The organism is Nonomuraea fastidiosa, from assembly GCF_042751225.1.
Classification (GTDB): domain Bacteria; phylum Actinomycetota; class Actinomycetes; order Streptosporangiales; family Streptosporangiaceae; genus Nonomuraea; species Nonomuraea fastidiosa.
The window spans coordinates 3,257,958-3,269,682 of the sequence record NZ_CP170570.1; the positions used below are offsets into that span (position 1 = coordinate 3,257,958).

Genomic DNA, 11,725 nt, shown 5'->3' on the forward strand with positions numbered 1-11,725 from the left:
CGCGCAGTGCACGTGCTCGTCATGACGGTGGTGCATAACCCCGAGGACGCGAGGATCCTGCATCGGCAGATCCGCGCTCTCGTGGACGCCGGTCATGAGGTCACGTACGCCGCCTCCTACACCGCGCACGGCGTCGTCCCCAGGCCCTGGGTCAACGGCGTCGACCTGCCGCGGGCGGCCCAGCGCAAGCGCATCGCCGCCGTGCTCGCGGCGCGGCGGCTGTTCAAGCGCATGCGCGACAAGGTCGACCTCGTGCTCATCCACGACCCCGAGCTGCTGTTCGCCGTGTGGGGCGTGCGCAACAGGCCGCCGGTGGTGTGGGACGTCCACGAGGACACCCCCGCCACGCTCTCGCTCAAGCCGTGGCTGCCCGCGATGCTGCGCCCGCCCGTACGCTTCCTCGCCCGCCTGCTCGAGGGCACCGCCGAGCGGCACCTGCACCTGCTGCTCGCCGAGACGGCGTACGCGGGCCGGTTCAAGCACGCCCACCTCATCGTGCCCAACGAGACGTGGGTGCCCGACACGGTGACGCCGCCCGGCGACGACCGGGTGGTCTACCTCGGGTGGCTGTCGCGGGCGCGCGGCGTGTGCGAGGCGGTCGAGGTGGCCAAGCTGCTCCAGCCGTACCAGGTGGCGGTCGAGCTCATCGGGTACGCCGACCCGCAGAGCCGCCCGATACTCAACAAGGCCGTCACCGAGGGCCTGCTGGAGTGGCGCGACTTCATGCCCAACGACGAGGCGCTCAAGCGGCTCGACGGCGCGCTCGCCGGCCTGTCGCTGCTGCACGACGAGCCCAACTACCGGCACTCGATGCCGACGAAGATCGTCGAGTACATGGCGCACGGCATCCCGGTCATCACCACGCCGTCGCCGCGCGCGGTCGAGCTGGTCGAGCGCTACGACAGCGGCGTCGTGGTGCCGTGGGAGGACCCGAAGGCGGTCGCGCAGGCGGTGCTGACGCTGCGCGACGACGAGGAGGAGCGGCGGCGGCAGGGCGCACGCGGTTATGCGGCGGCCCGCGCCAACCACCACTGGCCCAACTCCGCCAAGCGGTTCGTGGCGCAGCTGGAGGCCTGGGCCGGGGTCAAGCCGTAACCAACGAGGGGCGGGTAGGTTCCTGAACGTGCGCTGGCTCTTACTGGTCGCGGGCGCAGCCATTCTCGCGGTGATCGCCGCGGTGGTGATCGTGCTGCCGTTCGGCGACTCCGAGCCGACGGCCGCGAGGTCCCCGGTGGCCAAGCCGTCGAGCACGCTCCCGACGCCGAAGGTGAGCGAGTTCACCGACCCCTGTGGAACGTTCGACACCGGCGAGATCGCCCCGTACGCGGTGACCGGCTACTGGATCACCCCCAAGTCGAACCCCTGCACCTGGCGCAAGCAGCTCCAGGAGATCCACCGCGTCGGCGGCGACACGATCATCAGAATCGGCTACGGCCTGCAGTTCCGTACGGTCACCGCCTCCGGCCAGGTGCGCACCAAGGACGGCGAGATCGACTCGCTGTACAAGGCGTGCGTCGAGGACGGCATGAGCTGCCACGACGCGGCCGAGCGCGACCTGAAGCGGGCCAACCCCAAGAACCGCATCGGCCGCGTGTACGTCTACAGGACCGACGAGGCGTTCGGCTCCGGCCTGTACCGCTGCCCGGAGATGGAGCACTCCATCGAGGCGGGCAAGCGCATCTACTACCGCCTCATCACCCAGGCCGACGGCTCCGACGACGCCACCTGCGACTTCAGCAGCAAGGCGCAGGCGTACGACATGATCCTGGTGGCCGGCTCGCCGTCCGACAGCCTGAGCGAGCTGCTCAACCTCGGAGATCAGTTCGGCATGCGGATCTTCCCCGCGCTGCCGCTGGCCCCGCGCGACCACAAGACGCCGATCAGGGCGGAGAAGCGCCACCTCGGCACGCTCACCACCCTGACCAGGCGCATCCTGCAGGACTACGGCCAGCGCTTCGCCGACCGCGAGTCGCTCGGCGGCGTCTACCAGCCGTTCGAGGTGCAGATGTCGGCGACGCTCGCCGACAACCCGACGCTTGAGGTCTACGCCGACCAGCACCGCATCGTGCAGCAGGAACTGCCGGGCAAGCCGATCCTCATCAGCCCCTACATGGACGCGCGCAAGCGGGTGGCGTTCGGGCAGACGCCGCAGCAGGTGGCCGAGGGCTTCAAGGCGCTCGCGCGCACCGGGGTCGGCATCATCGCGCCGCAGGACAGCCGCGGCACCGGCAAGGTCGGGCTGTTCTGGCCGGACGAGCGCGACACCGAGGTGGACGAGCGGCTGCGGCCGGTGGTGGGGGAGTCGACGTACGGGACCGCCTACCACGGCTCCACCCGCGACTACTACCGCGCGATGTCCGAGGCGCGCGACCAGATGATCGACGAGGGCCACCACGTGCAGCTCTGGGCCAACGTCGAGGTCTTCGAGCCGTCCGGCGACAAGCCGTGCGCGCCCACCGGCACCCGCGGCAAGACCGACAAGGAGCGCCTCGACCAGGCGGTCGCGATGGCCGGCCGGTACGTCCAGAAGATCGTCTCCTACATGTGGAGCGACTTCATGACGTGCGGCAAGCCGTCCATCGAAGAGGAGATCATCAAGGACTGGCAGCGCCCGATCGCCGTGGACGCCATCAGACGGCCCCGCGAGGCCGACGACGGCGTGGAGGTCCGCGGCTACAACCTCGACCTCGGCACCGTCACCATCCAGTGGTCCGGCGGCACCGAGGAACGGGACATCGCGAGCACCGGCTACCTCGACCGCGACCCGATCGAGGAGGAGCTGCCCGAGGGCATGGCGGCGGCATGGGTGCCGTTCGACTGGACGCAGGTGCCGCCGGGCGAATGGGTGCGCATCGGGGTCAGGCTGCCGTCGGGCCAGGCCACGACCGAGGAGCTGCACGTCCGCATCGCGGCACCGGCATGACGTAAAGGATGACGTGCGGCATGACGTACGGTTCGCTGCGTTCGTACGACTGCGTGTAACGTGCCGGGCATGGTCCCGCGCATCCCGGTCAGTGTCGACCTGGTCGTGCTCACCGTGCGCAACCAGGCATTGAGCGCTCTCGTGTGGCGCCGCGACAACCCGCCGTTCCTGCGCCGCTGGTCGCTGCCCGGCGGCTTCATCCAGCTCGACGAGGACCTGCCGGCCGCCGCCCACCGCATCCTGTCCGAGCGTGCCGGGCTGCCCGGCGCGCCCGTGCATTTGGAGCAGCTCCAGACCTACGGCTACCCCGACCGCGACCCGCGCCAGCGCGTGCTCAGCGTCGCCTACCTCGGCCTCGCCCCCGACCTGCCGGCCTCGGAGAAGGCCCACATGAGCTGGCAGCCGATCGATTCGCTGACCGTGATGGCCTTCGACCACCGGCGCATCATGCTCGACGGCGTCGAACGCGCGCGCGGCAAGCTCGAATACACCTCGCTGGGCGCGGCGTTCTGCCCGCCCGAGTTCACCGTGGCCGACCTGCGGCGGGTCTACGAGATCGTCTGGGGCCGCACGCTCGACCCGCGCAACTTCCACCGCAAGGTCACCAAGGCCGAGGGCTTCCTCGTCGAGACCGGCGGCACCACCGCCCGCGACGGCGGGCGGCCCGCCAAGCTCTACCGCCGCGGCCCCGCGGAGCTGCTCCACCCGCCCATGCTCCGCAGCCTCAAAGAATGAGCCTCGAAGATCGAAGGGCAACCGGGTGATGTCCCACCCGGCCGTTCCTCTTAAGGTGATGCCATGCCTCGTTTCCGCCAGATTCTGGACACCATGGCCCCCTACACCCCGGGCAAGGCGGTCGTCGCGCCCGACGGGCGGTCGTACAAGCTGTCGTCCAACGAGTCCCCGTACGAGCCGCTGCCCTCCGTGGCAGAGGCCATCGCCGAGGGCGCGAGGACCATCCACCGCTACCCCGACGCCGGCGCGGTCAAGCTGACCGAGGCCATCGCGGAGCGGTTCTCCGTGCCGGCCGAGCACATCGCGCTGGGCGCCGGGTCCGTGACCGTGGCGCAGCAGCTCTTCGAGGCGGTGAGCGAGCCGGGCGCCGAGGTGGTCTACGCCTGGCGGTCGTTCGAGGCGTACCCGCTGCTCGCCGACCTGGCGGGGGCGACGTCCGTACGGGTGCCGCTGGCGGGCGAGGACCACGACCTCGACGCCATGGCGGAGGCGATCACCGACAGGACCCGCATGGTGTTCGTGTGCAACCCGAACAACCCGACCAGCACCGCCATCCGCAGGGCCGAGCTGGAGTCGTTCCTCGACCGGGTGCCGCAGGACGTGCTGGTCGTGCTCGACGAGGCCTACCGCGAGTACGTGCGCGACGAGGACGTGCCCGACGGCCTGACCCTCTACCGCGACCGGCCCAACGTGGCCGTGCTGCGCACCTTCTCCAAGGCGTACGGCCTGGCCGGGCTGCGCGTCGGCTACATGATCGCGCACGAGCCGGTGGCCACGGCCGTCCGCAAGACGATGATGCCGTTCGCGGTCAACCACCTCGCCCAGGTCGCCGCCATCGCCTCGCTGGCCGCCGAGGACGAGCTGCTCGACCGGGTCGAGCAGGTGGTCAAGGAGCGCACCCGCGTCCGCGAGGCGCTGATCGGTCAGGGCTGGACGGTGCCGCCGAGCGAGGCCAACTTCGTCTGGCTGCGGCTCGGTGATCGTACCCAGGACTTCGCCGCCGCCTGCGCCGCGGAGGGCGTGGCGGTGCGGCCGTTCCACCCCGAAGGCGTGCGGGTGTCGATCGGCTCGCCCGAGGCCAACGACGCCTTCCTCGCCGTCGCCGCGCGCTTCCCCCGCTGATCAGGCCTGCTGCGGGGCCGTATCGACCTCGCCGGCCTGGGCGGGTGCCGGTGTCCTCTTCGCGCGTCGCTCTGTCGAGACCACCAGGGCGACGCCGATGAGGATCACCACGCCGCCGAGCACGATCTGCGCCGTCACGTGCTCGTTCACGACGAGCACGCCCAGGACGACGGCGACGGCCGGGTTGACGTAGGCGTACGTGGAGACCAGCGAGATCGGCGCGTTGCCGAGCAGCCACGTGTACGCGGTGAAGCCGACCAGCGAGCCCACCAGCACCAGGTAGGCGAGCGCCGCCCACGACCGCCCGGAGACCGCGGCCAGATCGACGTGCTCGCCGATCGAGGTGCTGACGATCGCCAGCCCGGCGCCGCCGGCCAGCATCTCGACCGCGCTGGCCGTCCACACGTTGGGCGGCATCGGGATGCGGCTGGAGATGAACGAGCCGATCGACCACGACAGCGAGGCCAGCAGGATCACCACGATCCCGGTCGTACCGGCCTCCTCGCCGCCGCCGTTGAGCGACAGCGCGGCCACACCCCCGAAGCCGACGAGCACACCCGCCACCGTCAGCAGCGCGGGCCTGTCGCGCGCGATGATCCGGAACACGACCAGCCACAGCGGCACGCTGGCCACGAGCAGCGCGGCCAGCCCGCTGGAGATGTGCTGCTCGGCCACGGCCACCATGCCGTTGCCGCCGGTCAGCAGCAGCAGGCCGACCAGCGCGGCGCCGCCGAACTGGCGCGGCGTCATCGTGAACGCGGCCGTGCCCTTCTTGATGAGCAGGAACCCCGCCAGCAGGAGTGAGGCGGTGACAAAGCGCGTGGCGCCGTGCAGCAGCGGCGGCAGCGTCTCGATCGCGATTCTGATGCCGAGGTACGTCGAGCCCCACACGACGTAAACGATCGCCAGCGCGCCCCAGATGAGGAGCGGGGATCGGCTGACAGGAGCGTTTGCACTCATGGCTCATGACTGTACAGCCCGGGTACGACAGATCACCTGCGAATATCAGCCCTTGAACCCCCAAGGCCGACCCATCGGGCACTCAGGTCATTTCTGACGTCCGCGCGGCCATCCGCACACGCCCGCGCACCTCCCGTTCGTGCGCCCCGCACGGCCTGCGCAGCTCCCGTTCGTGCGCCTCGCGCGGCCTGCGCAGCTCCCGTTCGTGCGCCCCGCGCGGGCCTGCCCGCACTGGCCGCGTGCCCCACCCGCCCCGCCGCACGCGTGGGCCGTGTCCGGGCGCGCGGCGGTCACTCGACGGGACGTAACCGGGTGGGTCGGCGGGAGCGCTTACAGGGCCGGTTCTGGGCGCCGTTCAGGATGGCCGAATCCCGAGAGCCACCCCTACGGCGGCGGGCGCTCACAGCGCCGTACAGGCCCGCACAGCCCCTATTCCGCCGCCCACCCCGGCCGTCATTTCCTCAACAAACCCGAAAAAGCCCCAGAAAAGGCGCAAAAGGGTACGAAAACGTACGTTGCGCAGGCGGAGCGTCACACCGGATCGTCGACGATGGTGAGGATTTGGTGCCCCCGTCCGAATCCCGTCGATCGGGGGCGTGGGAGAACATACCCGCATCTCCACGGGTCAACCAATCCGTTCACAAAAGTGCGCCCGCAATGTTCCTGAAGCCGACACGCTCCGGTCAACGTCCGGACCAAGAAAGAGGCCGGCACGCTCCAGTCAAGGTCCGGACCAAGAAGAAGGCCGGCCCGCGCAGAGCGGACCGGCCTCGTCGTCCCGGCTCAGCGGGGTCCGAGCTTCTCCACGATCAGCCGGTAGAGCTGCCGTGGACGCCCAGGCTGCGGCGTGCGGTTCGGCGGAAGCGGCCACGCGAGTCCCTCGTCAACCAACGTGCGCAGCAACCGCCGTGCCGTACGCGGCGTCACCCCGAGCATCTTGCCCGCCCCTTCGGCGTCGACCACCGTGTCGCCGCCTTCGAGCTTGGCCGCCAGCCGGGCCAGTACCTCCACTCCTTTCGGTTTCAATGCGGTGGCCCCGGTCGGCGGCATCCGCGGAGCCGGGATCAGCGCCCGCCCCTCGCGGTCCACCGCGAAGCCCTGTGCCTGCTTGCCCGCCTGCGTGCGCGCCAGCGCGGCGCGGGCGTGCGACTCGGCGTCGTGCGTCGTGCGGCCCATGCCCACGCCGACCTCGACCGCCAGCCCCAGCTCGTCCCTGATCCTGGCGGCGAAAGGCAACACCCTGAACCCGTCCGTGGCCGCCGCGATCGAGCCTCTGGTGGCGGTCACCAGGTAGCTGTGATCGTCGATGGGCCAGACGGTGGCGTTGATGCGGTTCGCCTCCTGGACCAGCAGCCGGTGCAGCGACAGCCGCAGCTCGTCGCGCCAGTAGCGGGGCGCCGCACGCCGCACGGGCTCGCGCAGCGTCGGCACCTCCACCAGCACGACGGTGAGCTGCGACTCCTCCAGGCGGTGGTGCGCTCCGAGCAGCGCCGCGGTGTGCAGCGCCGTACGGACCGCCGCCGAGGTCGGCTTGATCCTGATGACGGGCACGCCCGCCGTCTGCAGGCGTTCGGCCACCGCGGGCAGGCACGTGAGCGCGCCCGTGGTGGCCCCCTGCCGGGCGAGGCGTTCGTGGTAGGCCGCGATGGTGCCGGTGGCGCCCGGCTCGTCGCGGCTGTGCACGTCCGTCGCGGGGATGCCGAGGTCGGTGTACGCCTCCTCGACGTCGGCCCTGGTGACCACGTCGATGCTGACCCGTTTCGGGTCGATGCGGGTGTCGAGCGCCGCCTTGGCGAGCGCCGCCACCAGTGCCGCTCCGCCGAGCTGCACGTACGTCGCGGGCATCGTCAGCACGCCTGAACGCCGGGCCAGGTCGTAGGGGACCGGGCTGGCGAACAGGCACGCGTCGACACCGGGACCGAGCCGCGTCACCTTGTCGGGCGCCTCCTGCTCGTCGCGGTAGGCCGCGGCGACCAGGCGACACGGCAGCGGCGCCGCGGCGTGACCCATCAGCATGACTCGCTCGACCAGGTCGTGGGGTCCGACCACGCCGATGGTGAGGTCCGGTGTCATAGCGCCCGGGCGTGACACTCGGGGAGTTTCTTCGGCCCTCTCGACCAATGTTCGTCCCATCCTGCCGTCCGTTGCAGTGCTCTCTTTTGGAACGATCGCTCGCGGGGGCCGTAATGTCACGCCCGACTTTTCCGGAAAGCCGTTCTGCTGGACCGTCCGACTACGTGTTTTGGCAGCTCAACGCCACTTTTCTGGCGTTTTTAGCGCTCAGAAATCTCTCGTGTAATGTCCGCTCCGAGAGCACGCATTCGCGCCGCGAGATGTGCGTGGCCGCGGTCGATCAGGTAACCGGAGTCGATCACCGTCTCGCCCTCGGCGGCCAGCCCGGCCAGCACGAGCGCGATGCCCGATCGCAGATCGTGAGCGGTCACGTGCGTTCCGGTGAGCGGCGTACGGCCACGGACGATGGCCCTGCTGCCCTCCACCTCGACGTTGGCGCCCATCTTGTTGAGCTCGCCGGCCAGCGCGAAGCGGCCGTCGAAGATGCGCTCGTGGATGTAGCTGGTGCCGTCGGCGAGCGCCGCGACGGTCATCATCGGCGACTGCAGGTCGGTGGCGAAGCCCGGGTAGGTGTCGGTGATGATGTTGATCGGGCGCAGCGGGCCGTCGCAGCGTACGTGCAGGACGGCGCCCTGCCGGTGGAACTCGACGCCCATCTGCTCCAGCTTGTAGCGCACGACGCCGAGGTCGAGGCCGGTGCCGACGAGGCTCAGCTCGCCCTGGGTGATCGCCGCCGCCATGGCGAAGACGCCGGCGTCGAGGCGGTCGGGCATGACGGTGTGCTCGACGGCGTGCAGCTCGTCGACGCCCTCGACGGTGATGAAGCCCGTGCCGCCGCCGCTGATGCGCGCGCCCATCTTGCCGAGCATGTCGATGACGTCGAGCACCTCGGGCTCAAGGGCGGCGTTCTCGATCACCGTGGTGCCCTTGGCCAGGCAGGCGGCCATGATGAGGTTCTCGGTGCCGGTGTGGGACGGGGTGTCGAGGTAGAGGGTGGCGCCGGTCAGGCCGGCCGCCTTGACGTGGATGACGGTCTCGCCCTCGTCGACGACCGCGCCCAGGCGCTTGTAGCCGAGGTAGTGGAAGTCGAGGTTGCGGCTGCCGAGGTTGCAGCCGCCGACGCCCTCCACGACGGCTTCGCCGAGGCGGTGCAGCAGTGCGGGGGTGAACAGCACCGACCCGCGGAAGCGCCGGGCGATCTCGGCGGGCAGGACGGGGCTGCTGACCTTGGAGGCGTCGATGACCAGCGTGCGCTCGGCTTCGTGCAGTTCGACGTACGCGCCGACCGCTTCGGCCAGCTCGACCGCGCGGCGCACGTCCTCGATGATCGGCACGTTGCGCAGGACGGTGCGGCCCTTGGCGGCGAGCAGGGCCGCACCGATCATGGGAAGCACGGCGTTCTTCGCGCCCTGGATGAACGCGGTTCCACGCAGTGCGTTGCCACCGCGCACGCGGTAACGGACCATTTCGTGCGGCTCCTTGATTTCCGGTGAGGCTCGGACGGGCCAACAGTAGTCGCTCACACCACTTGGCCCAGCCGAATCATCCGCTAAAGGGAGCCCCCGTGATGCGCTCATACGCTTCTAGGTATCGCTGCCGGGTGCGCTCGACGATGTGGTCCGGAAGGCGCGGTGGGGGGTTTCCGGTGGATTTGTCCCATCCGGATTCGGGCGATAGCAGCCAATCGCGTACAAATTGCTTGTCAAAAGAAGTCTGACTGCGGCCGGGCTGCCACTCGTCGGCAGGCCAGAACCGCGACGAGTCGGGAGTGAGCACCTCGTCGCCCAGCGTGAGCACGCCGTCGGAGTCCCAGCCCAGCTCGATCTTCGTGTCGGCCACGATGATGCCGCGCTCGGCCGCGATCTCCGCGCCGCGCTCGTAGACGGCCAGCGTGATCCGGCGCAGCTCCTCGGCGGTCTCCGCGCCGACCTCCGCCACGACCCGCTCGTACGAGATCGGCTCGTCGTGCTGACCCTGCGGCGCCTTGGTCGACGGCGTGAAGATGGGCTCGGGCAGCCTGGAGCCGTCCTCCAGCCCCGGCGGCAGCGGCACTCCCGACACCGTGCCCGTGGCGCGGTATTCGCTCAGCCCGCCACCCGTCAGATAGCCCCTGGCCACGCACTCGACCGCGACCATCTTCAGCGGCCTGCACACCACGCTGCGGGCGTCGTCGCCACGCTTGACGACGTGGTTGGGCACGACGTCCTTGAGCTGGTCGAACCACCACAGCGAGAGCTGGGTGAGAATGGCCCCCTTGTCGGGGATGTCGGGCTCAAGAATGTGGTCGAAGGCCGAGATCCGGTCGGACGCGACCATCACCAGCAGGCCGTCGTCCGTCTCGTAGAGATCGCGGACCTTGCCAGAGTGCACATGCTTCACGGGTCAAGTCTGCCACCGGCCGCCCGCCCCGGCGGGCGAGGGGGCACGTCCGGCGGGCCCGGCGGGCGAAGGGCCATGCGGCCCCTCGCCCGCGGCGTCACATCACTTCACGGTCGCGAAGTCCATGCGGTGGTCACTTCACGGTGGCGATGTCCGTACGGTGGTGCGAGCCGCGCATCTCGATGCGGCCGACCAGCTCGTACGCCGCCCGCCGCGCGCTCTCCTGGTCGGGCCCGTGGCCGATGACGTTGAGCACCCGGCCGCCGGCCGAGACGATCTCGCCGTCCTTCCACGCCGTACCGGCGTGCAGCACGTACGCGTTGTCGGTGGACTGCAGGCCGCGGATCACGTCGCCCTTCACCGGCGAGTCGGGGTAGCCCTCGGACGCCACCACCACGCACACCGCCGAGCCGGCCTTGAAGACCGGGTCGAGCCCCAGCTCACCGGTGGCGCAGGCCATGAGCAGCCCGCCGAGCGGCGTCTCCAGCCGGTCGAGCAGCACCTGGGTCTCGGGGTCGCCGAAGCGGGCGTTGAACTCCACCACTTTCGGGCCCTTCGAGGTGAGTGCCAGCCCGACGTACAGCACGCCCTGGTACGGCAGCCCGCGCCGGGTCAGCTCGCCGATCGTCGGATGCACGATCTCCCGCATGACCTGCTCGGTCAGCCCGTCGGGTGCCCACGGCAGCGGCGTGTACGAGCCCATGCCGCCGGTGTTGGGGCCCTGGTCGCGGTCGTAGGCGCGCTTGAAGTCCTGGGCGAGCTGCAGCGGCACCGCCGTGCTGCCGTCGCACAGCGCGAACAGCGACACCTCGGGCCCGTCGAGGTACTCCTCGATCACCACCCGCTCGCAGGCCCGCGCGTGGGCGAGCGCCTTGTCGCGGTCCTCGGTCACGACGACGCCCTTGCCCGCCGCGAGCCCGTCGTCCTTGACGACGTACGGGGCGCCGAACTCGTCGAGCGCCGCCGCCGCCTCGGCCTCGGTCGTGCAGGTGCGCGAGCGCGCGGTCGGCACGTCGGCGGCCGTCATGATCTCCTTGGCGAACGACTTGGAGCCCTCGATCATGGCCGCGTCGCGCGAGGGACCGAAGCAGGCGAAGCCCGCCTCGCGTACGGCGTCGCTCACCCCGGCCACGAGCGGCGCCTCCGGCCCGATCACCACCAGATCGACCCGCAGTCTGGTCGCCAGCCCCGCCACCTGCTCGGGGTCGAGCGGATCGACGGGATGGACGGTGGCGACCTCCTCGATGCCAGGATTGCCTGGCGCACAGTGAAGCTCGCTGACCTGCGGATCGAGCTTGAGTGAACGGCACAGGGCGTGCTCACGCCCTCCGGAACCAATGACTAGAACGCGCACGCGCCCCATTCTCGCAGGCCCACCACCACCCACGAGTCCCCCGCCCACCCGCCGAGACGCGGCTCTTCGGCGGGGCGGGGTGCGTCCTTCGGTGGGGTCGGGGCTGCTGATCTTCGCTTCGGAGGGGTGTTGCCCCGGCTTCGCCGGGTCTGTCCCGCCGGCGGTGTGTCCGGCGGACT

General features: G+C 70.5%; 9 protein-coding genes. 4 read left to right on the plus strand and 5 right to left on the minus strand.

The features are described 5' to 3' along the window. Positions 1 to 6 precede the first annotated feature (6 nt). The 4 genes from ACFMQL_RS14880 to hisC all read left to right on the plus strand — a co-directional run bounded on the left by ACFMQL_RS14880 (position 7) and on the right by hisC (position 4,780). Positions 7 to 1,095: a glycosyltransferase gene (locus tag ACFMQL_RS14880; RefSeq protein WP_364061866.1), complete on the plus strand. Its 1,089-nt coding sequence runs from the start codon at positions 7 to 9 to the stop codon at positions 1,093 to 1,095. A gap of 28 nt (positions 1,096 to 1,123) precedes the next feature. Continuing rightward, a complete protein-coding gene (locus ACFMQL_RS14885; protein ID WP_364061869.1) occupies positions 1,124 to 2,923 on the plus strand; it encodes a DUF4434 domain-containing protein in 1,800 nt (599 codons plus the stop codon). A gap of 69 nt (positions 2,924 to 2,992) precedes the next feature. Next, complete coding sequence (locus ACFMQL_RS14890; protein WP_378785916.1) at positions 2,993 to 3,658, plus strand: NUDIX domain-containing protein; 666 nt, start codon at positions 2,993 to 2,995, stop codon at positions 3,656 to 3,658. 63 nt (positions 3,659 to 3,721) lie between these two features. Beyond that, entirely contained in the window at positions 3,722 to 4,780 is a 1,059-nt protein-coding gene (hisC, locus tag ACFMQL_RS14895) for a histidinol-phosphate transaminase (RefSeq protein WP_364061875.1), read from the plus strand. Here the strand turns inward: hisC and ACFMQL_RS14900 are convergent, their stop codons facing one another. The 5 genes from ACFMQL_RS14900 to purD form a co-directional block, all read right to left on the minus strand. Then, positions 4,781 to 5,740, minus strand: a complete 960-nt coding sequence (locus tag ACFMQL_RS14900) for an EamA family transporter (protein ID WP_364061878.1) — start codon at positions 5,738 to 5,740, stop codon at positions 4,781 to 4,783. Positions 5,741 to 6,523: 783 nt separating this feature from the next. Further along, complete coding sequence (locus ACFMQL_RS14905) at positions 6,524 to 7,813, minus strand: GTP cyclohydrolase IIa (protein ID WP_364061881.1); 1,290 nt, start codon at positions 7,811 to 7,813, stop codon at positions 6,524 to 6,526. 200 nt (positions 7,814 to 8,013) lie between these two features. Then, positions 8,014 to 9,279, minus strand: coding sequence for a UDP-N-acetylglucosamine 1-carboxyvinyltransferase (gene murA / locus ACFMQL_RS14910; RefSeq protein ID WP_364061884.1), 1,266 nt, complete (start codon positions 9,277 to 9,279; stop codon positions 8,014 to 8,016). A 76-nt stretch (positions 9,280 to 9,355) separates the two neighbouring features. Then, entirely contained in the window at positions 9,356 to 10,192 is an 837-nt protein-coding gene (locus ACFMQL_RS14915; protein WP_364061887.1) for a phosphoribosylaminoimidazolesuccinocarboxamide synthase, read from the minus strand. Between the two features lie 133 nt (positions 10,193 to 10,325). Then, complete coding sequence (gene purD / locus ACFMQL_RS14920; RefSeq protein WP_364061890.1) at positions 10,326 to 11,546, minus strand: phosphoribosylamine--glycine ligase; 1,221 nt, start codon at positions 11,544 to 11,546, stop codon at positions 10,326 to 10,328. Between the last annotated feature and the right edge of the window lie 179 nt (positions 11,547 to 11,725).